The sequence below is a fragment of the Stenotrophomonas sp. YJH_SMC_19 genome (genome assembly GCF_059367915.1).
Window position 1 is genome coordinate 61,163 of sequence record NZ_JCAFRI010000020.1, and the last position, 21,645, is coordinate 82,807.

General features: G+C 68.6%; 19 protein-coding genes and 1 pseudogene. 8 read left to right on the top strand and 12 right to left on the bottom strand.

The genetic code is table 11. The features are described from left to right. Positions 1 to 26: 26 nt before the first annotated feature. A complete protein-coding gene (locus AC5P5R_RS17715; RefSeq protein WP_005411545.1) occupies positions 27 to 296 on the top strand; it encodes a hypothetical protein in 270 nt (89 codons plus the stop codon). An 82-nt stretch (positions 297 to 378) separates the two neighbouring features. Here AC5P5R_RS17715 and AC5P5R_RS17720 read toward each other — a convergent pair whose 3' ends face one another. Next, positions 379 to 1,242 carry a TolB-like translocation protein gene (locus tag AC5P5R_RS17720; protein ID WP_164281624.1) on the bottom strand — a complete coding sequence of 288 codons (864 nt, stop codon included), beginning with the start codon at positions 1,240 to 1,242 and terminating at the stop codon, positions 379 to 381. 49 nt (positions 1,243 to 1,291) lie between these two features. Between AC5P5R_RS17720 and aroE the strand changes: the two genes are divergently transcribed. The 3 genes from aroE (at position 1,292) to dinG (ending at position 4,764) form a co-directional block, all read left to right on the top strand. Continuing rightward, complete coding sequence (gene aroE / locus AC5P5R_RS17725) at positions 1,292 to 2,137, top strand: shikimate dehydrogenase (protein WP_033833778.1); 846 nt, start codon at positions 1,292 to 1,294, stop codon at positions 2,135 to 2,137. A gap of 3 nt (positions 2,138 to 2,140) precedes the next feature. Then, complete coding sequence (locus tag AC5P5R_RS17730; protein ID WP_005411542.1) at positions 2,141 to 2,494, top strand: hypothetical protein; 354 nt, start codon at positions 2,141 to 2,143, stop codon at positions 2,492 to 2,494. 167 nt (positions 2,495 to 2,661) lie between these two features. After that, the gene (dinG, locus tag AC5P5R_RS17735) at positions 2,662 to 4,764 is read left to right on the top strand and encodes an ATP-dependent DNA helicase DinG (protein WP_088436052.1); all 2,103 of its coding nucleotides are present in this window, start codon (positions 2,662 to 2,664) and stop codon (positions 4,762 to 4,764) included. A 130-nt stretch (positions 4,765 to 4,894) separates the two neighbouring features. On the opposite strand, the gene ilvD is transcribed toward dinG, so the two are convergent. Further along, positions 4,895 to 6,733, bottom strand: coding sequence for a dihydroxy-acid dehydratase (ilvD, locus tag AC5P5R_RS17740; protein ID WP_100438199.1), 1,839 nt, complete (start codon positions 6,731 to 6,733; stop codon positions 4,895 to 4,897). Between the two features lie 457 nt (positions 6,734 to 7,190). Here ilvD and AC5P5R_RS17745 point away from each other — a divergent pair, with 457 nt between their 5' ends. From AC5P5R_RS17745 to AC5P5R_RS17755, 3 genes and pseudogenes are all read left to right on the top strand, one after another. After that, positions 7,191 to 7,763 (top strand): DUF1190 domain-containing protein, encoded by a 573-nt coding sequence (locus AC5P5R_RS17745; protein ID WP_005411539.1) that lies wholly within the window; start codon positions 7,191 to 7,193, stop codon positions 7,761 to 7,763. Between the two features lie 7 nt (positions 7,764 to 7,770). Then, entirely contained in the window at positions 7,771 to 8,949 is a 1,179-nt protein-coding gene (locus AC5P5R_RS17750; RefSeq protein ID WP_012481554.1) for a glutathionylspermidine synthase family protein, read from the top strand. Further along, a pseudogene (locus AC5P5R_RS17755) lies at positions 8,949 to 9,596 on the top strand (hypothetical protein). Before AC5P5R_RS17750 ends, AC5P5R_RS17755 begins: the two are co-directional and overlap by 1 nt. 138 nt (positions 9,597 to 9,734) lie before the next feature. Here the strand turns inward: AC5P5R_RS17755 and AC5P5R_RS17760 are convergent. The 10 genes from AC5P5R_RS17760 to baeS form a co-directional block, all read right to left on the bottom strand. Then, positions 9,735 to 11,033: a DUF58 domain-containing protein gene (locus AC5P5R_RS17760; protein ID WP_088428890.1), complete on the bottom strand. Its 1,299-nt coding sequence runs from the start codon at positions 11,031 to 11,033 to the stop codon at positions 9,735 to 9,737. Next, positions 11,030 to 12,016 carry an AAA family ATPase gene (locus AC5P5R_RS17765; protein ID WP_005411535.1) on the bottom strand — a complete coding sequence of 329 codons (987 nt, stop codon included), beginning with the start codon at positions 12,014 to 12,016 and terminating at the stop codon, positions 11,030 to 11,032. Before AC5P5R_RS17765 ends, AC5P5R_RS17760 begins: the two co-directional genes overlap by 4 nt. Then, positions 12,013 to 13,197 (bottom strand): DUF4350 domain-containing protein, encoded by a 1,185-nt coding sequence (locus AC5P5R_RS17770; protein WP_033833771.1) that lies wholly within the window; start codon positions 13,195 to 13,197, stop codon positions 12,013 to 12,015. Before AC5P5R_RS17770 ends, AC5P5R_RS17765 begins: the two co-directional genes overlap by 4 nt. Next, positions 13,194 to 14,816 (bottom strand): DUF4129 domain-containing protein, encoded by a 1,623-nt coding sequence (locus tag AC5P5R_RS17775; protein ID WP_099473917.1) that lies wholly within the window; start codon positions 14,814 to 14,816, stop codon positions 13,194 to 13,196. The genes AC5P5R_RS17770 and AC5P5R_RS17775 overlap by 4 nt, the downstream gene beginning before the upstream one ends. Next, on the bottom strand, positions 14,806 to 15,798 hold the full coding sequence (locus AC5P5R_RS17780) for a stage II sporulation protein M (RefSeq protein ID WP_495226420.1): 993 nt from the start codon (positions 15,796 to 15,798) through the stop codon (positions 14,806 to 14,808). The genes AC5P5R_RS17775 and AC5P5R_RS17780 overlap by 11 nt, the downstream gene beginning before the upstream one ends. After that, positions 15,795 to 16,484, bottom strand: coding sequence for an RDD family protein (locus tag AC5P5R_RS17785; protein ID WP_005414811.1), 690 nt, complete (start codon positions 16,482 to 16,484; stop codon positions 15,795 to 15,797). The genes AC5P5R_RS17780 and AC5P5R_RS17785 overlap by 4 nt, the downstream gene beginning before the upstream one ends. A gap of 123 nt (positions 16,485 to 16,607) precedes the next feature. Then, positions 16,608 to 17,138 carry a gamma carbonic anhydrase family protein gene (locus AC5P5R_RS17790; RefSeq protein WP_099473812.1) on the bottom strand — a complete coding sequence of 177 codons (531 nt, stop codon included), beginning with the start codon at positions 17,136 to 17,138 and terminating at the stop codon, positions 16,608 to 16,610. A gap of 140 nt (positions 17,139 to 17,278) precedes the next feature. Further along, positions 17,279 to 18,100: a nucleotidyltransferase domain-containing protein gene (locus AC5P5R_RS17795; RefSeq protein ID WP_099473810.1), complete on the bottom strand. Its 822-nt coding sequence runs from the start codon at positions 18,098 to 18,100 to the stop codon at positions 17,279 to 17,281. 132 nt (positions 18,101 to 18,232) lie between these two features. Then, positions 18,233 to 18,922, bottom strand: coding sequence for a response regulator (locus AC5P5R_RS17800; protein WP_005411528.1), 690 nt, complete (start codon positions 18,920 to 18,922; stop codon positions 18,233 to 18,235). Next, entirely contained in the window at positions 18,919 to 20,322 is a 1,404-nt protein-coding gene (baeS, locus tag AC5P5R_RS17805) for a sensor histidine kinase efflux regulator BaeS (protein ID WP_076739712.1), read from the bottom strand. The genes AC5P5R_RS17800 and baeS overlap by 4 nt, the downstream gene beginning before the upstream one ends. 117 nt (positions 20,323 to 20,439) lie before the next feature. Here baeS and smeA point away from each other — a divergent pair, with 117 nt between their 5' ends. Next, positions 20,440 to 21,636, top strand: a complete 1,197-nt coding sequence (gene smeA, locus AC5P5R_RS17810) for a multidrug efflux RND transporter periplasmic adaptor subunit SmeA (protein WP_099473808.1) — start codon at positions 20,440 to 20,442, stop codon at positions 21,634 to 21,636. Positions 21,637 to 21,645: the final 9 nt, after the last annotated feature.

A 21,645-nucleotide genomic window follows, 5' to 3' on the forward strand; every position in this document is an offset into this window, starting at 1 on the left:
CGCCACGATAGACGGAGGACTGCGCGATGGGACCCGAACTGGGATGGATGCAATGGCTGATCTGGGGCACCGGCACGCTGGTGTTCGGCGCCATCATCGTCGGTGTCTTCATCGCCGCGTGGCGCGCGGGCAAGCGCCCACCGGAGCAGCTCTCCGCCGCCCGCCACGTGGCCCGTGAGCAGGCCCTGCCGGACAGCGTGCAGGCCGAGCTGGCCGCGCTGAACCAGCGCAAGGACAATGGCCAGCTGAGCGAGATGGAGTACGAGCAGTTGCGCGCCAAGGTGTTGTCGCGCTGACGGGCAATGCCCGGGGTCGGATCCCTTTCCGCAGGAAAGGGCTCTGACCCCTTCGCGGGCGCCATCCACGCGCGGCGTGGATCTACCGCACGCACCCGGCCACCGCCGCCACCTTCGGCACCGCCAACCGGTACACGTCCACGCCACCGGCACGCGGTGCCCTGGCCGCGCTGCTGGCCACCATCATTTCGCCTGGCTTGGCGTTGTCGATCACCGGCGCGCCGGTCCAGCCGCCGGTCTGGTTGAACGACAGTCCCAACGGTTGCAGGGCCGCGCCACTCCACGCGCAGCCGCTGCTCCACACCTGTGCGGTCGTGCCGTTGCCGCGGCTGAACACCACCGCGCCATCGTTGCCCAGCCAGTCGCCGTCGGTCTCGTCATCGGCGCTGTTCAACGCTGTCAATGCGGTGGCAGGGCCGCGCATGCCCTGCGCATCCAGCGTCGCCACGAACAGGTTCCAGCCGGCGCCACGGCCCTGTTGGCGGGCAAACAGCAGCCGCGTGCCGTCCGCGCTCAGGGCCGGCCCACGCTCTTCGTGGCGTCCACCGTCGCCGGCCATGGGGTGCGCCTTGCCCAGCCGGCCATCGGCTTCCACTGCAGCCCGGTACAGCGCCAGCGCGCCTTCGCGGCCGGCGGCGAACAACAGCCAGCGGCCGTCGCGGCTGAAGTACGGATCGCGGGCCTCACCGGCCACGCCCACCGCCAGGGCCTGCGCCTGCTGCCAGCGGCCATCGACCACGCGCGCCTCCCACAGGCCCCAGCCGGCTTCGCCGCGGCGTGCGAAGACGATGCGCCGGCCATCGGCACTGATCGTGGCGCGGCCCTCGTCGGCGCGGGTCGAGACCACGCCCATGCCTTCGATGCCGTACTCGTTCAACGCCATCGCCACGGGGGCAGAGAGTAGACTGGCGCCAAGCACCAGCAGGGGCAGGGTGATGCGCATCATCCGGTTCCATGCACGAACAGAGCATCAGTCTAGCCAGCTTGAGGATTCCATGACCGACCGTTACGCCGTCTTCGGACACCCCGTTGCCCACTCGAAGTCGCCGCAGATCCACGCGACGTTCGGTCGCCAGGAAGGCATCGCGGTGGATTACCGCGCGATCGACCTGGCCCCGGAGGCGTTCCTGGCCGGCCTGGAGGCCTTCGCCGCCGACGGCGGTGTCGGCGCCAACGTCACCTCGCCGCACAAGGAGGCCGCGTTCTCGGTGTGCACCACCCTGACCGCACGCGCGCGCCGCGCCGGTTCGGTCAACACGCTGCTGCGCAAGGGCGACCGCTGGCATGGCGACACCACCGACGGCATCGGCCTGGTGCGTGACCTGACCGACCGCCATGGCCTGGACCTGCGTGGCCGCCGCATGTTGCTGATCGGTGCCGGTGGCTCCGCGCGCAGCGTCGCCCCGGCGCTGCTTGATGCCGGCATCACCGAGCTGGTGGTGGTCAACCGCACGCCGGAACGCGCCGATGAACTGATCGATGCGATGGGTGAGCCGGGTCGCGCGATCAGCCGCTACTGGGAAGACCTGCGTGATCTGGGTGACTTCGAACTGATCGTCAACGCCACCTCGGCCGGCCGCGACCGCGACGTCGAGTTCAAGCTGCCGCTGTCGCTGGTCAACTCGATGACCACCGCCGTCGACCTCAACTACGGCGAAGCGGCGATCGCCTTCCTGGCCTGGGCGCGCGCCGCGGAGTGCCGCAATACGGTCGATGGCCTGGGCATGCTGGTCGAGCAGGCCGCTGAGAGTTTCCTGCAGTGGCACGGTGTGCGCCCGCAGACCGACGAGGTCTACCAGTCGCTGCGCCAGGGCTCGGCCGTGCTGGCCGGCGAGGACTGATCGATGGACGGCACAACCCTGCTGGTCACGGTGCTGAGCATGGTGGGCGTGCGCCTGCCGGTGCTGATCGCGCTGTGCGTGGGCCTGGTCTGGGTGGTCGGCGCACCGCGCGATGCCACCCGCACCGGTGCCCTGGTCGGCCTGCTGCTGTTGCTGCTGGCCAGCCTCGGCGGCATGGCGGCGGGCATCCTGCCGATGTGGATGGTCCGCAGCGGTGATTTCAGTGCCGTGTCGAGCTTGAGTGCCATCCTCGGCGTGCTGCATTTCGCGCTGGCGATGGTCGAGGCCATCGGTGTGGTGCTGGTGGTGTGGGCGCTGGTGCGCCTGCTGCGTACCCGTACGCTCCCGGCCGCCTGACCGGTCGCGCCGGGCCATGCCCGGCGTATCTGCCCCTGGGATGGTCCGGCCATTGGACCGGGACCGCCAGCGGGCGTCGTCGCTGGCCCGTTCAGGGTCCCAGCGGCGGTGAATGCGGCCGGCCATGCGACAATGCCCGGCCTGATCCAGCTACGGTAATTCCCGGCGTGACCGAAACCGTCGCCGCTCCGCGCACCCTCGATGACACCTTGAAGGACGCGATCCGCAAGGCGTACACGACGCTGCAGGCCAATACCCCCGGCTTTTCCACCCGTCGCTCGCAGAGCCAGATGATCGGCGTGGTGTCGCGTGCGCTGTCGAAAAGCGGTGGCGTCGGCGTGGTCGAGGCGCCCACCGGCGTCGGCAAGAGCCTGGGCTACCTCACCGCAGGCGTGCCGATCGCATTGGCCAGCAAGAAGAAGCTGGTGATCAGCACCGGCACCGTGGCGCTGCAGTCGCAGCTGGTCGAGCGCGATATCCCGAATTTCCTGAAAGCCACCGGCCTGGAGGCGACCGTGGCGCTGGCCAAGGGCCGTACCCGCTACCTGTGCACGCGCAATGCCGCCGAGGCGCAGGGCGAGGGCTCGCAGGGCGGCATGTTCGAGGATGACGCGCCGCTGTTCGACCGGCCACTGGCGCCGATCGAGATGGACATCGCCAAGCGCCTGACCGACGCCTTCACCAGCGGCAGCTGGGATGGCGACATCGACAACGCACCGGAGACGATCAGCCCCGGCCTGCGCAGCCGCATCACCACGCCGGCCTCGGGTTGCGCGGGGCGCCGTTGTGCGTACTCGGCACAGTGCGCGGTACTGCGTTCGCGCAACACCGTGCGCGATGCGCAGATCGTGGTCACCAACCACGCGCTGCTGCTGTCGGCGCTGTCGATCGGCGACAGCGACAACGGCCAGCCGTTGATCGCACCGCCGTCGGACATGCTGCTGGTGCTGGACGAAGGCCATCACATCGGCAATGTGGCGATCGACCAGGGCGCGGCCAGCCTGGCGCTGGACGAGATGGCCAAGCGTACCGGCCGCCTGCAGATCCTGATCGCCGGCGCCTACCGCGCGGTCGACAAGGATCGCCTTGGCAACCTGCTGCCGAACGAAGCGATCGAGGTGGCCAGCAACGTGGCCAAGCAGCTGCGTGCGTTCCGCGATCATATCGAGCGCGTGTGGATGCCGGCGCCAGCCGATGAGGAACCGATGTGGCGCGCCGCCAATGGACGCCTGCCCGAGGCCTGGCGCGAGCCGATCGAAGCACTGGCCGACGATACCCGCAGTCTCTACAACTGGGCGCATGCCGCCACCGCGCAGGTGGCCAAGGGCAAGCCGGACGATGCCGCGCGCGAGCGCCTGCAGCGCAATCTGGGCATGGCGCTGGAAATGATCGAGCAGCAGTACAACCTGTGGCAGGCCTGGCGTCGCGAAGACAAGGACGGTGCGCCGCCGATGGCGCGCTGGGTCACCGCCACCCGCGACGGCGACCTGGTGCTGCACGGCTCGCCGGTTTCGGCCGCGCACGTGCTGCGCAAGCTGCTGTGGGATGAAGTGGACTCGGTGGTGATGACCTCGGCGACGCTGACCGGCGGTGGCGACTTCCAGTCGCTGGCGATCGACAACGGCATTCCGGAAGAGGCCGAGATGGTCTCGCTGTCGTCACCGTTCGACCTGCCCAACCAGGCCGAGCTGATCGTGCCGAAGTTCCCGGTCACCCCGGACGACCGCGAAGGCCACCCGCGCGAAGTAGCGCGCTATCTCGACACCGAACTGGACTGGGCCAAGGGCTCGATGGTGCTGTTCACCTCGCGCTGGAAGATGGAGAAGGTGGCTGGGCTGATGTCGGCCGCGCGCCGCAAGCAGGTGCTGGTGCAGGGCGAGATGTCCAAGACCCGCCTGATCGACGAGCACCTGCGCCGCGTGGCCGCAGGCGAGGGTTCGGTGCTGTTCGGACTGAACTCGTTCGGCGAAGGCCTCGACCTGCCCGGTGAAGCCTGCACCACGGTGGTGATCACCCAGGTGCCATTCGCGGTTCCGACCGATCCGCAGACCGCCACCCTCAGCGAATGGTTCGAGGGGCGTGGGCTGAATGCCTTCAACCTGATCGCCATTCCGCATGCGTTGCGCACGCTGACCCAGTTCGCCGGCCGCCTGATCCGCACCTCCACCGACACCGGCCGCGTGGTCATTCTTGATTCGCGGCTGCTGACCCGCCGCTACGGCAAGCGCATCATCGACGCGCTGCCGCCGTTCAAGCGCGTGATCGGCTGACCGGTAGTGCCGGCCGCTGGCCGGAAAAAAGGGGACGGAGGGAATTAAGTCGTTTTAGGCACAAACGACTTAATTCCCTCCGTCCCCTTTTCCCAGATGCCGGCCAGCGGCCGGCATTACCGTATGGCGGTCAATCGCCCAGAAGCGCGGTGTTGCGTACGGCGCCCTTGTCGGCGCTGGTGGCGAGCAGGGCGTAGGCCTTCAGCGCGCTGGTGACCTTGCGTGGGCGCGGTGCGCGCGGCTTCCAACCACGCGCATCGGCGTCGGCGCGGCGCTGGGCCAGCGTGGTCTCATCCAGCAGCAGGTCGATGCGGCGGGCCGGAATGTCGATGCGGATGCGGTCGCCATCTTCCACCAGGCCGATGACACCGCCGCTGGCGGCTTCCGGCGAGACATGGCCGATCGACAGGCCGGAGGTGCCGCCGGAGAAGCGGCCATCGGTGAGCAGTGCGCACTGTTTGCCCAGTCCCTTCGATTTCAGATAGCTGGTCGGGTACAGCATTTCCTGCATGCCGGGGCCGCCCTTCGGGCCTTCGTAGCGGATCACCACCACCTCGCCCGGCTGCACTTCGTCGGCGAGGATGCCGGCCACGGCGGCGTCCTGGCTTTCATAGACACGCGCGGGACCTTCGAACACGTGGATCGATTCGTCCACGCCGGCGGTCTTCACCACGCAGCCATCCACGGCCAGGTTGCCGCGCAGCACGGCCAGCCCGCCTTCCAGCGAATACGCATGCTGCAGCGAGCGGATGCAGCCCTCGGCGCGGTCCACGTCCAGCGTCGGCCAGCGCGTGGCCTGGCTGAAGGCTTCCTGGGTGGGGATGCCGGCCGGGCCAGCCTTGAAGAACGTGTGCAGGGTGTCGTTGTCACTGCGCACCACGTCCCAGCGTTCCAGCGCGTCGGCCAGGCTGGCGCTGTGCACGGTCGGCACCGTGGTTTCGAGCAGGCCGGCGCGGTCCAGCTCACCGAGGATGCCGAACACACCGCCGGCGCGATGCACGTCCTCGATGTGGTACTTCGGCGTATTCGGCGCCACTTTGCACAGCTGCGGTACGCGCCGCGACAGCGCGTCGATGTGGGTCAGGTCGAAGTCGACCTCCGCTTCCTGCGCGGCGGCCAGCAGGTGCAGGATGGTGTTGGTGGAGCCGCCCATGGCGATGTCGAGGGTCATCGCATTGGCAAACGCCGCCTGGGTGGCGATGCCGCGCGGCAGCGCGCTCGGGTCCTCGCCGCCATACCAGCGATGGCAGAGTTCGACGATCAGGCGGCCGGCACGGCGGAACAGCGCCTCACGGTCGGCATGGGTGGCCAGCGTGGTGCCGTTGCCCGGCAGCGACAGGCCCAGTGCTTCGGTCAGGCAGTTCATCGAGTTGGCGGTGAACATGCCCGAGCAGGAGCCGCAGGTGGGGCAGGCGCTGCGTTCGAACGCGGCCACCTTCTCGTCGGAAGCGCTGTCATCGGCAGCGACCACCATCGCATCGACCAGGTCCAGCTTGTGCTCGGACAGCTTGGTCTTGCCCGCTTCCATCGGTCCGCCGGAAACGAACACCACCGGGATGTTGAGGCGCAGCGCTGCCATCAGCATGCCGGGGGTGATCTTGTCGCAGTTGCTGATGCACACCAGCGCGTCGGCACAGTGCGCGTTGACCATGTACTCCACGGCGTCGGCGATGATCTCGCGGCTGGGCAGCGAATACAGCATGCCGTCGTGGCCCATCGCGATGCCGTCGTCCACGGCGATGGTGTTGAATTCCTTGGCGACGCCGCCGACCTGCTCGATCTCGCGCGCGACCAGCTGGCCGAGGTCCTTCAGGTGCACGTGGCCGGGCACGAACTGGGTGAAGGAGTTGGCGATGGCGATGATCGGCTTGTGGAAGTCGCCGTCCTTCATGCCGGTGGCACGCCACAGGGCGCGGGCGCCGGCCATGTTGCGGCCGGCGGTGGAGGTGCGGGAACGGTATTCGGGCATGGCTGGCGGAACGGGCGGGCCGTACGACGTGGGGGTCAGCCGATCATGGCCAATTTTTTCGGTTGCTGCTGCAACCACCGGGGAGAGAGCGGCAGGGCTGCGCCCTGCACCCGGGGTAGTGCCGGCCGCTGGCCGGCAACCTCAACAGCAACAGCTGGGCTATCCGTGGGACGGCGGGGTGGGTCCGGCTGCGGGGGACGGCGCAAGTACGTCCATGTAGCCTCGGTCGCGCCATCCATGGCGCTCACGCCCCCGCAACCGGACCCACCCCGCCTTCGACAGTTTCCTGCGATCTGACGGGGTCGGATCCCGTTGCTGTGCGACGGGCTCTGACCCCCGATTCCTGATTGGAGCGACGAAAATGAAAGTCCGTTCATCTTTCGGACTTTGCCGATTCCGGTTGCTGGTCCGGATTTGGCATCATTGGGGCATTGATCCGTCGACAGGGCATGAGGCCATGAAACGTTCCCGCACCACCGCGCTGCTGCTGATGAGCGCCGCGCCGCTGCTGTTCACCGCCTGCCAGAAGGAGCCGGAGGTGAAGGTGCAGGAAGGCCTGTACACCTCGGTCGAGGCCTGCACCGAGGCCACCGGCGATCCGTCGTCGTGCCGCAATGCCTTCGCAGAAGCGCAGAAGCAGGCCGCCGATGCGGCGCCGAAGTACGCCAGCAGGGAAGCCTGCGAGAAGGATTACAAGCCGGAGCAGTGCGTGCAGCAGCACACCTCGGCCGGTACCTCGTTCATCGGCCCGATGATGATGGGCTTCTTCATGTCGCAGATGCTGAGCAACCGCGGAGGCCTGGCACCGCAGGCACCGGCGTCGGCGCCGGCCTACCAGGACAAGAATGCGGGTTGGGCGCGCCCGGCACCGGGTGGCACTGGTGGCCTGAACACCGCCAGCGGCATCGGCGCGGGCAAGGCCGGCCTGGCCCCGGTCACCAGCGAACCGAACCGTGCGGTCACTGCCAGCCGTGGTGGCTTCGGCAACACCAGCGCGCGCCGCAGCAGCAGCGGCAGCTACGGCGGCTGATCGACCCATGCAGCGCATCCGGATTGCCGAGCGTGCCCAATGGCGGGCGCGCGCGGAAGAGGCGGGTTTCCGCTTCCACACCATCGACGGCCAGCCGTACTGGGACGAAAGCGCGTACTACGCGTTCACCCTGCGCCAGATCGAACAGGACATCGAAGACCCCAGCGCCGAGCTGCACCAGATGGCGCTGGACCTGGTCGGCGATGTCATCGCCAGCGAACGATTGATGGACCAGCTGGCGATTCCGTCGCATTACCGCGACTGGATCGCCGACAGCTGGCGCCAGCGCCAGCCGCATCTGTACGGTCGCCTGGACCTGGCCTACGACGGTACCGGTCCGGCCAAGCTGTACGAACTGAACTACGACACGCCGACCTCGCTGTTCGAGGCCAGCTTCTTCCAATGGCAGTGGCTGGAAGACCAGCGCAACGCCGGTCGCCTGCCGCAGCACGCCGACCAGTTCAACGCGATCCACGAAACGCTGGTCGAGCGTTTCGGCGAACTGGCCACGCAGCTGCCGCCGCCGCTGTATTTCAGTGCCGTGGGCAGCTCCGAAGAAGACCGCGGCACCGTCGACTATCTGCGCGACTGTGCATCGCAGGCCGGCCTGCATGGCCAGGCCATCGCCATCGAGGACATTGGCCTGTCCGAGGACGGTCGCTTCACCGCGCTGGACGATTCGGTGATCGGCACGCTGTTCAAGCTGTACCCGCTGGAAGACCTGATGGCCGAGGAATTCGGTCGCGCGCTGCCCGGCTCGGGCGTGCAGCTGCTGGAGCCGGCGTGGAAGGCGGTGTTGAGCAACAAGGGCATCCTGCCGCTGCTGTGGCAGCGTAACGTGGGCCATCCGAACCTGCTGGAAGCGCATTTTGATGACGGCAGCACGCTGGCGTCGGGCTGGGTGCGCAAGCCGCTGTTCTCGCGCGAAGGCGCGAACATCGAGATGCATCTGGCCGATGGCAGCACCCAGCGCAGCGACGGTCCCTACGATGGCCCGGCGATCATCCAGCGCGCCCATCCGCTCACCCGCTTCGAAGGCGGCTATCCGCTGATCGGCAGCTGGGTGGTGGGTGACCACGCCTGCGGCATCGGCATCCGCGAAGACGACAGCGCGATCACCCGTGACAGTGCGCGCTTCGTGCCGCATGCGATCGTTGACGAGGCGCCGACGCGGATCTACGTCTGATGGCGGTGCGGCGTTGGCCTGGCCGGCATGGGCGTTCTTCGCCCGTGCCTGGCCGGCACTTCGATGACGGGCGCAGCCTGCAGGCCTTCGCGGACCGTGTCGCGGTGCGTTGCCATCGCTGCGACGCCCCCGGCTGGGTGGTCGCCAGCTGGGAACCCTACCGGTGGACCGCGCGATTCCGCTGCACCGGCTGCAGTTCTGCACTGGACAGTGGTGACTGGGTCGGTGCGGTCTACATGCTGGGCCGCCAACCTTGTGGATTCTGTGGGCATCAGTGGCTGCACGTGCGTCGTCGGGTTCCCGCTGGCGTTCCTGCACCGGCGTCCTTCGCTGCTCGATGCGCGCAATGTGATCGCAGTACCGATGTTTCGGTCTCGGTGCGTCCGTTGCGTGATGCCGAGCCTGCCGATCCGCACTTCGGATTGCCGCTGTGCCTGGTCGAACCGACCCGCGCAGGCCTGCTCTAGGCCTATAACGCTGAACATCTGCAGGCATTGCACGAGTACGCGAGCGCGACATTGCGCGAAAGCCGCGGCCATCACCGATCCATGTTCTCGCGCCTGCCGCAGTGGATGAAGCTGGCCCGCAACCGGGTGTTACTGCAGCGCGCGGTGGAGCGATTGCAGCGGCGATTGCTGCAGGGGTAGTGCCGGCCGCTGGCCGGCAACCGTTGCTGGTAGATGCCGACCCTGGTCGGCGCTGTGGGTTTCGTGCCAACCAAGGTTGGCACCTACCAGAGCGATGTGTCGGTAGTGCCGGCCGCTGGCCGGCAACCGTTCCTGGTATCAGAGCAACCCTTCGCGCTTCACCGCCAGATAGCGCTCCACCAGTGCACCGGGCAGGGCGTCGGCGGTCACGTCCAGCACCATCACCTTCTCGCTGCGCAGCGCTTCATGCGCTTTCGCGCGCTGCTGCAGGTACAGCGCCGCGGCGCCGGCCTGTGCCGCGTCCTCCAGCGACTGCACCTCATCATCGAGGACAGCATCCAGTTCGCGCTCGCGCAGGCTGGCCACGCACACCAGGTGGCGCCGCTGCAGCAGGCGCACCGCCGCCAGCAGGTCTTCGATGTCCTCATCGCGTACGTTGCTGACCAGCATCACCAGCGCACGCCGGCGCTGGCGCAGCGACACTTCGGTGGCGGCGGCCAGGTAGTCGGTGGCCACCGCGCGCGGCTGCAGGTCGTAGCTGGCACGCAGCAGGTGCTCGACCGTGCCCATGCCACGCTGCGGTGCTACCCAGCGGCGCTCGCCACCGGTGGCGAACAGGCCGGCAGCATCGCCCTGGCGCAGCGCCAGGTAGGCCACCACCAGAGAGGCGTTCAATGCATGATCGAAGTGCGAGAGCCCGCCTTCGCTGGCCAGCATGCGGCGGCCACTGTCGAGCATCAGCAGCAGCTGCTGGTTCTTCTCGTCCTGGTACTCGCGCGAGACCAGCTTGCGCGCACGCGCGGTGGCCTTCCAGTCCAGCTGGCGCAGGCTGTCGCCGATGCGGTACTCGCGCATCTGGTGGAAGTCGGTGCCTTCACCGCGGCGGCGCTTCACGTGTGCACCGACCAACCGCGAGGCCTGGTCGGCGCTGAACAGGGCGAAGCGGGTGAGCGGTACGAAGTTCGGATAGACCCGCACGTCCAGCGCGGGAGGCAGCGTGCGTTGCTGCCACCACAGCCGCCACGGCGAGCGCATGCGCAGGTGCACGCCGTCGAAGCGGAAGCGCCCGCGCTGCAGCGGCTGCAGGTGGTAGTGCAGGGTGGAGGCGCTGCCGGCCTTCAGGCGCACGCGCTGCGGCAGCGACTCCAGCGGCCAGCCGCCGGGGACCAGGTCGAACACCTGCACCGTCATCGATGCGTCCGCCTGCAGCCGCAGCGCGGCCTCGCGGCGCACGCCCAGTGCCAGCGCTTCGGGCAGCTCACGCTGGATCTGCGGCGATGGACGCCGCGTCTGCCGCCACAAATCCATCAACGCTGGCACGGCAATCGCCACCGCGGCCAGCGCCCAGCTCCAGCGCGGCAGCAGGCCACCCAGCACCAGGCCACCCAGGGCGGCCCAGGCCAGCAGCAGCGCCAGCAGCAGCGGGGCCGGCCTCATCGGCGCGGTGCTTCCACCTTGGCCAGCAGTGCACCCAGCACGTCGTCGGCGTCCTGGCCTTCGATCTGCAGTTCCGGTGCCAGCGCGATGCGATGGCGCAGCGCGGGGCGCGCGATGTCGCGCACGTCGTCGGGGGTGACGAAGTCACGGCCGGCCAACACCGCCTGCGCGCGCGAGGCACGTACCAGCGCGATGCTGCCACGCGGGCCAGCGCCGACCGCGATACCCGGCCACTGCCTCGTGGCCGCCACAATCCGCACCGCGTAGTCGATCACTTCGTCATCGACGGTGATCGCCGCCGTGGCGCGCTGCAGTTCCAGCAGTTCGCCGGCGCCGAGCACGCGCGGCACCTGGCTCAGGTCGAAATCGCTGGCGGCGCGGCCGCTGGTGATCGCGGTCACCATGCGCTTCTCGTCCTCCAGCTGCGGGTAGTCGATCAGCACCTTCAGCAGGAAGCGGTCCAGCTGCGCTTCCGGCAGCGGGTAGGTGCCTTCCTGTTCCAGCGGGTTCTGCGTGGCCAGCGCCATGAACGGCGGCGCCAGGGTGAAGGCCTTGCCTTCGATGGTCACCTGGCCTTCCTGCATCACTTCCAGCAGCGCCGACTGGGTCTTGGCCGGTGCGCGGTTGATCTCGTCGGCCAGCAGCAGGTTGGTGAACACCGGGCCGCGACGGATCTTGAAGCTCTCGCTCTTCGGGTCGTACACCGCGTGGCCACTGACGTCGCTGGGCATCAGGTCGGGGGTGAACTGCACGCGACCGTAGTCCAGCTCAAGTGCTTGGGCCAGCGCGCGCACCAGCAGGGTCTTGCCCAGCCCGGGCACGCCCTCGATCAGCACGTGGCCACCGGCCAGCAGGGCCACCAGGATCTGGTCCAGCACATCGGCCTGGCCGATGAAGGCGTGGCCGACGGCATCGCGGATGGCATCGACGCGTTCGATCAGGCGGGCGTTGGCGGCCGCCGGCAGCTCGGGGACTTCGGTCATAGCAGGGATCTCATCTGGAGCAGCAAGCGGATGCGCTCGCGCAGGGCGGAGGAATCGTGCGGCGGAGGGGGCGTGAGCGCGCTGGCAACGCGGCCCTGCGGCCACTTCAGCAGCTCGGCGATGGCCTGATCACGCGGCGCGCCATCGAGTGCGGCGGCAACCGGTGCGCGCAGGCGCAGGCGGTGCAGGAACAGGGCGAGTACGGCCTCGTACAGGCGCGCGCCGTGGCCGAAACGCAGCAGCAGTTCACCACTGGCGCGCACGTGCTCCAGCAGCGAACGGCGTTCCAGAACCGGCGACGGCAGCAGGCTGCCGAAGCGCTGCGAGCGGCCCCACAGCCAACCCAGCAGGGCCAGCAGCAACGGTGCCCACAGCGGCCAGCCCTGATAGAACATGCGCGACCACAGCGACGGCGGGCGGCTGGCATAGACCAGCCAGACCGCACCCTTGCCGTAGTTCGGATCGAGCAGGTAGCGGGTCAGGTCGCGATGCGACGCGTCGTGCAGGCCGTCGCTGGCCTTGCCCCCTGCGGAGGCCAGGCGCGCCGCCGGTGAGTCCACCTCGCTGCGCATGAACTCCATGTCGGCCAGCACGCTCACCTTGCCCTGGCCATGGCGCAGGCGCGCGAACACCAGGTCGCGATCCGTGCCCCAGCGACGTTCGGCCTGCGCACTGGCGGCAAAACCCAGGGTGAAGCGACGGCCACCGCAGAATTCGACGTGGCCAGGATCGTCGTCGACATGGAACGGCTGGCAGTCGCTGCGCTGGAACAGGCTGTCCACGCCCAGCCGGTCCAGCAAGGGGCCCTGCGTGCTGCCGGCATCGTCCTCGGCCGGCGGCGGTGTACGTACCAGCAGGTGGCCGCCACCGTCGACCCAGTCCAGCAGCGCGCTGGCAACGGGCGGCGGCAGTTCGCTGCTGTCCTGCAGCAGCACCACCGTATCGTTCGGCCCCAGTGCCATCTGCTGCAGTTCCAGCCGTGGCCGCGAGTGCACGTCAATGCCATCGGCGCGCAGGGCCTGGCCGAGTACGTACAGCGGGTTGTAGGCGGCTTCGCCCTGTGGCGGCAGCCGGATCGTCTCGGTCACCCGTTCGTGCGTGCGCAGGTAGAGGATGGTCAGCGGTACACCGAACAGCACCAATGCACCGAGCAGCAGCGACCAGAACAGGCGCGGACTCATGCCTGCCACCCGTACTGCTGGCGCAGGGTATCGGCCAATGCATCGAAATCGGCGCGGCTGGGCAGGCGGCCACCGTAGGCGGCGTACTGCCACATGCGCACGATGCGCGCGAACAGGTCACGATCGGTGGCATCAGGCATGCGCCGCGACGCGCGCAGGCATTGCGCTTCGGTGGCCCCAGGTGGAAGCGCGATACCGCTGCGCTCGCCCACCGTGCGCACACTTGCGCGGTACAGCAGGGCCAGCGCCTGCCGCGGCCGGCCCTGGTCCCAGAGCAGGCCAGCCTGGGTGGCCACGTCCGGCGGCAGCACCACCGGCAACTCCACCTGTTTCTCCAGCACCTCCGGTGCAGCGTCGGCCTTGCGCCGGCCACTGCCACGCAGCCATGGCAGCCACAGCCGCGCGGTCAGCAGCAGCACCAGCAGCAGGATGCCGAGCAGGCCCCACAGGCCCCATTCGGCCAGCCGTGCCAGCCAGGCGATGCCGTCCCTGCGCGCTTTGCGTTCACCTTTGCTGTTGGTGTCACGCTGCAGCTGCTTGTCTTCCTTCTTTTTTTCCTCGGCCTGCTCGATCGGCTTCCAGCGGGTGACCTCGCGGGTCGGGCGCTGCAGCGGGTCCTCATAGGCGCGGTTAACCGCTTGACGGAAACCGGCGGTGTCCACCGGCGTGCCACCGAAGATGGTGGCCGGCGTGTTGGCCGGGTCGATGGTCGGTTCATCGTCGTCGTCTTCGGCGGCGATGTCACTGGCGTTGGGCTTGCCCATTGCGCGCCCGGGCTCGGCATCTGCGTCCTGCGCATGCACCGGGGCGGAGACCAGCGGCAGTGCCAGGCACAGCAGCAGCGCCAGCGTCGATGCCGCCGGCAGCAGGCGATCGCGCAGGCGGCGCAGGGCGATTTCGACGTCCCAGGCTTCCATCTGCGTACGCCGGTTCAAGTACAGGCCAAAGCCCGCACCGACGAAGAACGGGCCGATCAGCGCCGAGGCCAGCCAGCAGGCCAGATTGAAACCGAAGCGTGCCCATGCCGGCGTGTCCTTGCCGATCATGTCCCACGCCGCACGCCAGGATTCGGACATCAGGTCCAGTGGCATGAACATGAACACTGCACCGATGGCGCCGGACACCAGCACCGCTTCGAACGCCATGCAGGTCACGGTCAGCACTGTCGCCGCACCTGCGGCGCCGGCAGCCACCGCACGGCGGCGTGGACCGCGCTGGCCCGGTGCGTTGCCTTCCAGCAGGTTCACCGGCAGGCACAGGCTGCGCAGCACGCTGAAGCGACGCCAGCCCAGGTAGCCCCAGGAACCAGTGTTGCCCCAGTGGCGCTGCGCACGCAGGGCCGAAAGTGTGCTGACCGGTTCGCCGAAGATGCCGCGTGACAGCACATACAGCGGCGCACGCTCGAACAGTGGCTTGCACCACCACATCGCCAGCCAGGCCCAGCCGAAGGCATCCAGCCACCATCCCAGCGCGTTGAAGATCACGAACAACGGAGCACTGGCCAGCAGCCAGCTGCCCCACACGGCGCGCGCATGGCGGCGGGCGAGGGCACTGCCCAGCTCCATCGCTTCCCAGCCGCTGCGTGCACGCAGCACCACGTCCAGACGGTCAATGCGCATGGCCGCCTCCACGCCCGCCACGCCACAGCCACAGCAGCACGCCGGCCCAGAGCACTCCGGCGACGCCGAACTTGGTCCATGCGGGGACTTCGGCGATCGACGACCAGAACGCTTCGATGAAGGCTGCGGCCAGCAGCATGAACGCCACGCCCAGGCACAGCCGCGCACCGATGCGGCCACCGTCGACCAGCGCGTCCAGGCGGCTGCGCCGGCCCGGTGCCAGCAGCTTCATGCCCAGCTGCAGGCCGGCACCGCCGGCGATCACGATCGCGGTCAGCTCGAACGCGCCATGGCCGGCCACGAAGCGCCAGAATGGTCCACCGTGTCCGATGTGCTGCAGGTGGCCGGCCACCGCGCCGATGGTGACGCCGTTGAACAGCAGCACCAGCAGCGTACCCAGCCCGGCCAGCAGGCCGCTGGCGAAGGTGCGCAGGGCAATGCTGATGTTGTTGAGGATGTAGTGGCCGAACATCATCCAGTCGGTACCGCTGTCGCGGCCCAGTCGTTCGGCGGCAGGGTCGTACATGCGCTCCATCGCGGCGATCTGGCGGTTGTCCATCAACGTATGGATCAGGTCCGGGTAGACCTGTACAAGCACGAAGCAGGCGATTGCCGGCAGCGCGAACATCGCCAGCGCCACCCACATGCTGCGTGCCTGGCTGCGCACGAGCAGCGGGAAGTCGGCCACCAGGAATTCCAGCGCGGCGCGCCAGCGCGTCGGCCGTGTGCGGTACAGCACACTGTGGCCATGCTGCATCAGCTGCTGCAGGCGCTCGACCAGCTGCGGGCTGTAACCGCGCTCGCGGGCCAGCGCCAGCTGCTGGCACAGGCGCCGGTAGCGCTGCGGGACGGCGGTATCGTCCAGTGCCAGGCCGCTGGCCTTGCGGCGCGCGCGGCGCGAGGCGCCGGCACGCAGCAGCAGCCACTGTTCCAGCTCCTGCCATTCCTGCTGGTAGCGGGCGACGAACTGTTCCTGTTTCATCGCCGCCCCAGCAGCCAGTTGGCCATGGCGTACAGGCGCAGCACGGCGACCTGGCCGTGGGTACCGGTCAGGGGCTCGGCAATGCCGGCCAGCTCCTGCTGGCGGGCCGCCGACAGCCGTGGCGCGCGCTCGGCGAAGGCCATCAGCGCGGCCTGTTCCTCCGGCCGCAGTGGCTGCGGCGGGGCCAGCACGCTGTCGATGGTAGGTGGCGGCGGCAGGTACAGCACAGGCGCGTGCACCACCACGGTGCCGGCCACCAGGTCGCCGAGGCGGCGGCCGTGCGGATCGAACAGGCTGCTGACCAGGCCCAGTGCATAGCCGAACGGCAGCATGTCCACCGTGCGCAGCAGGTTGCGGGTGATCGCCGCCATCCAGCCCACGGGCGCGCCATCGCGGGACAGCACGCGCAGGCCCAGCGCGCGCTTGCCCAGGGTACGGCCCCACAGCGCCTCGCACACGATCGGGTAGACCCAGTAGACCAGGAACATCAGCACCAGGTTGAGGCCGGAGCCGAATTCGTCCAGCACCGCCAGCGGAATCGCCATCAGCACCAGTACCGCGATGCGCACGCCAAGATCGACCAGCCAGGCCATGGCCCGCGGCAGCGGTCCGGCTACCGGCAACTGAAGCAGCACACCCTCCGGCGTCACCACCTCACGGTAGGTATCGAGCATCGGTGCGGCCATCAGCGCGGTGGCCTTCGTTGTGGGCGCCGGAGTCCTCTCCGGCTGGCAACCACAGGCATGGGGGTCTCGACAGGTCCTGGTCGGGCCCAGACTTTAGCAGAGCCGCGCGGCAGCGTTGGCTGCTCAGCCCCGGTATTCGTCCTTCAGCCGCACGTAGTGGTCGGCCGAGTAGTGCAGCGACTCGATCTCCTTGTCGCTCAGCGTGCGTGCCGGCCGGGCAGGGTTGCCGACCCACAGCTCGCCTTCGCCCACCACCTTGCCGGGGCCGATCACCGCACCGGCGCCGACGAAGCCATGGCGCTCCACGCGGGCACCGTCGAGGATGCAGGCGCCCATGCCGATCAGGCTGTAATCGCCGATCGTGCAGGCGTGGATGATGCAGCCGTGGCCGACGGTCACGCCTTCGCCGATCAGGGTCGGGTAGCCGGCCTTGTTGTACGGGCTGTGGTGGCTGACGTGGATGATGGTGCCGTCCTGCACGTTGGTGCGTGCACCGATGCGTATGTAATTGACGTCACCGCGGATGACCGTGCCCGGCCACACCGACACGTCGTCGCTCAGTTCCACGTCGCCGATGATCGTGCACGACGGGTCGATGTACACGCGCTCGCCGAGGATGGGCATCTTGTCGCGGAAGGGGCGCAGCGGGTTCATCGGGGTCTCCGGAAATCAGGGCGTTCGCGACGATGATACCCGGGTGGTAGTGCCGGGCGCTGGCCGGCAACCGCGCGGCACGCCTGGATTTCCGTGGTTGCCGGCCAGCGGCCGGCACTACCAGAGGCAGGTGCGGCTCTTCATTCAGGCGCGTGCTCGGCCAGCATCTGCCGGAACAGCTCATCCAGCCACGCAGCATCACCTCGTCCGGCGGGCAGCTGTGGCGCCTGCGCAGTCCGGATGGCCAGTTCACGATCGATGTAGTCGCTGATCGCCGCAATGCGCGGCCCGGCGGCGACCTCGGCGCTGGCCCGCTTGACCGCCAGCAGGGCATCGATGACTTCACGCACCTCACCGTCTGGCAGCAGCCGGTCCAGCAGATCCTCGAAGGCCATCGGCGGGGGTGTCTGTTCGTGCTCTATCCACTGGCAGGCCAGCAGTGGGCGCAGCACGTACAGGTACTTCTTGGTGCGCACCGTTTCGCCACGCAGGTAGCCGCGATGGTTCGAGCGCGCCATGTTGAAGTAGTGCCACCAGGTGCCCAGCGGTGAATGGAACGCTTTCGCTGCTTCCCACAACTGTGACACCGCCGCCTGATCCTGCTGGTAGACGATCGGCGAGCGCAGCCACTCGATCAGGGTCGGATTGGATTTTGAAACCAGTCGCAGTGCCTTGCGCAGGTCCCAGCCGCTCACGTCGAGCTCATCGTCGATCGGCAGTTCGATCACATCGCGCTGCGCTTCGCCGGGACCGGTGCTCTCGTTGACGCTGAGATACCAAGGCTGGCGATGCACGTAGATGAAGCGCGCGTCGTAGTCGCTGTCGGGCGAGGAAAAGCCCCAGCCGCGGCTGCCCGACTCGCAGGCCAGCAGCACGCGTACGTCGTAGCGCTGTTCGATGTCAGCCAGGGTGGAAAGGATGGCGGCGCGCTTGTCCGGCGCGATCGGGTGGATGTCGTCCATGCAGTTGTGTTCGTAATGTCGAGCGTGCTCGACTGTAACGCAAGTGCGCACCGGTAGTGCCGGCCGCTGGCCGGCAAGCTCACGGGCGCACTTGGAATTCTGCGGTTGCCGGCCAGCGGCCGGCACTACCGGCTAGGGCTCGTAGCTGTAGCCCATGCCGTACACCGAACGGATCGGCTCGCCTTCCATGCCGGCGTCGGCCAGCTTGCGGCGCAGGTTGCGCACATGGCTGTCGACGGTGCGGTCGACCACCACGCGATGGTCCAGGTACAGCCGGTCGAGCAGTTCATCGCGCGCCCAGATCCGGCCCGGGGTGGCCAGCAGCGTGCGCAGCAGGCGGTACTCCACCGGCGTCAGGTCCAGGCCCTTGCCGTTCCAGGTGGCGCGTGCGGCCGGCTCGTCGATGTGCAGGCCACCGTTGGCGCGCGCACCCGGGTCGGGGCGGTAGCGGCGCAGCACCGCCATCACCCGCGCGACCACTTCGCGCGGACTGAACGGCTTGCAGATGTAGTCGTCGGCGCCGATCTCCAGGCCCAGCAGGCGGTCGATCTCTTCCACCCGTGCGGTGACCATGATGACCGGTACATCGCTGCTGGCACGCAGTTCGCGGCACAGGTCCACGCCGTCGCGCTGCGGCAGCATCAGGTCCAGCAGCACCAGGTCGGGCTGGTAGCGCACGAACGCGTCGATCACCTGACCACCGTCGTCCACCCACTCGCTGGCCATGCCGGCAGCGGCCAGGTAGTCGCGAAGTACCGAAGCTAAGCGTGGCTCGTCCTCGACGATCAGGATCTTCGTGGACGTGGCGGGCGACGTGCTCATGCAGGCTCCGGCAGGGTGATGACCACGCGCAGCCCGCCCAGCGGCGAGGGCGCGGCGTGGATGACGCCGTGGTGGGCGAGGATGATGTTGTGGCTGATGGCCAGGCCCAGCCCGCTGCCGCCACTGGCGCGGTTGCGCGAACTTTCCACGCGGTAGAAGCGTTCGAACAGCAGTGCGCACTTGTCGGGCGGAACGCCCGGCGCGGTGTCTTCCACGACCAGCTGCACGCCGGCAGGCACGCGCGCTGCCTGCACGCGTACGCGGCCACCGGCATGGGTGTAGCGCAGTGCGTTTTCCAGCAGGTTGGCCAGCACCTGCTGCAGGCGCCGTTCGTCACCGGACACCTGCAACGGCGTGGCGGGCAGGTCTTCTTCCAACGCCAGGCCTGCATTGGCGAAGCGCACGCGCATGCCATTGAGTTCGCTGCGCAGCAGCGCCACCAGGTCCAGTGGCGCGAAGCGGTACGCCAGGCCGCCGGACTGGGTCATCGACAGGTCGTGCAGGTCGTCGATCAGCTTGCCCAGCTGGCGGATCTCGCCCTGCAGGCCCACCAGGTTGGCCCGGTCCAGCGGACGGATGCCATCTTCGATTGCCTCCAGCTCGGCGCGCACCACGGCCAATGGCGTGCGCAGCTCATGCGAGATGTCGGCAATGAAGGCGCGGCGGTTGCGTTCGGTGTCGTCCAGCGCCTGCGCCATCCGGTTGAAGTCGTTGACCAGCGCGTCCAGCTCATCGTCACTGGTGCGCTCGATGCGGGTGGCGTAGTCACCGGCGGCCAACCGGTGGGTGGCAGCGGCCAGCTTGGCAAGGCGCTGGCGCAGCGCACGCGATACCAGCCAGGCCAGCAGTACCGTCACCAGCAGTAGCGCGATGCCGATCACCCACCAGGCGCGCACCTGGGTGTTGTAGAAATTCAGGTCGTTGGTGGCGATGACGGTCTGGAACGGCACCATGCCCAGCCAACCGACGGTCTGCCCGTCCACCTGCACCGCATGCGGCTCGTCATCGCTGGTGGCGTCGGGGTTGCCGGCCACGAAACGGTGCTGCGCGTCGAACAGGCCCAGGCGCGACGGCACGCCGGTCTGGTCGGACAGCGACGGCACCGGTCCTTCGTGCCCATGGGCCAGGTCCGGGCGCAGCAGCCGCGCCCAGCGGTCGCCATCACCGCGTAGATGCTCCCAGCCACCGTGCTCGCGGTACTCGCGCTGCAGGTGTGGCATCAGCCGCTGCATGCGCAGGTCGCCCTGGTCGTTGAGGTAGTCCAGGAAGCCGGTCTGGAAGGCCACGCGGCTGGCAATACCGTTCACTGCCAGCACCAGCAGGCAGGCGGTGAAGATCGCGAGGAAGGTCTTCGCGGTCAGGCCGAATTTGAGTTGGAACTTCGCCATCGCGAAGGCCATTAGTGGCGCATGCGGCGCCGAAAGCAAGCGCCAGCTGAGCCCGTCGCACAATCTCCATATTCTCTGCACAGTTTCACGGCAGCGTGCACGGGTCAACGCAAGGCCCCCACGCCCCCCATGTCCCTCCTGCGCCCGCTGTCCCGTTCCCCGCGTCCCCTGCTGTTGCCCCTGCTGCTGGCCCTGGCGGCCTGTTCGGCGGGCAGGACCGATGCCCCGGCCATGCCCGAAGTGGGCGTCATCATCGCCAGCGCGCAGCCGCTGGCACTCCAGCAGACCTTGCCCGGCCGTGCCGTGCCGTTCGAGATCTCCGAGGTGCGGCCGCAGGTCGGCGGCCTGATCCGCCAGCGGTTGTTCACCGAAGGCCAGCAGGTCAAGGCAGGTCAGCTGCTGTACCAGGTCGACCCGGCACCGTACCAGGCGGCCTTCGATACCGCCCGCGGGCAGCTGGCGCAGGCCGAGGCCACCGTGTTGTCGGCACAGCCGAAGGCCGAGCGTACCCGCGCGCTGGCGAGCATGGATGCAGCCAGCAAGCAGGACGCCGACGATGCCACCTCGGCGTTGAAGCAGGCGCAGGCCAACGTGATTGCCGCGCGCGCTGCATTGCAGGCTGCCCGCATCAACCTCGACTACACCCGGGTGACCGCCCCCATCGACGGCCGCATCGGCACCTCCAGCGTCACCGCCGGCGCGCTGGTCGCGGCCGGCCAGGATACGGCACTGGCCACCATCCAGCGGCTGGACCCGGTGTACCTGGATGTCACCCAGTCCAGCACGCAGATGCTGGCGCTGCGCAAGCAGCTCGATGCGGGCCTGGTGAAGGCCATCGATGGCAAGGCACAGGTAAAGGTGCTGCTGGAGGACGGCAGCACCTACGCGCATGAAGGCACGTTGGAGTTCGTCGGCAGCGCAGTGGATCCGGGCACCGGCAACGTGAAGCTGCGCGCGGTCATTCCGAACCCGGACGGCCTGCTGTTGCCGGGCATGTACCTGAAGGCGGTGCTGCCGATGGCCACCGACGCGCGTGCCCTGCTGGTGCCGCAGAAGGCGGTGGTGCGCAACGAACGCGGCGAACCGCTGCTGCGCCTGCTCGACGCCAGGGATCATGTGGTCGAGCGCCGCGTCAGCACCGGCCAGGTGGTCGGTAACCAGTGGCAGATCACCAGCGGCCTCAAGGCTGGCGAACGGGTGATCGTCAGCAACGGCAGCGCGGTATCGCTCGGCCAGCAGGTGAAAGCGGTGGCGGCCACGACGGCGCAGTTGGCGGCGATGCCGGCGGTCGATCCGAACGGCAACACCGACGAAAAGTCGCACTGAGGCCTGGCC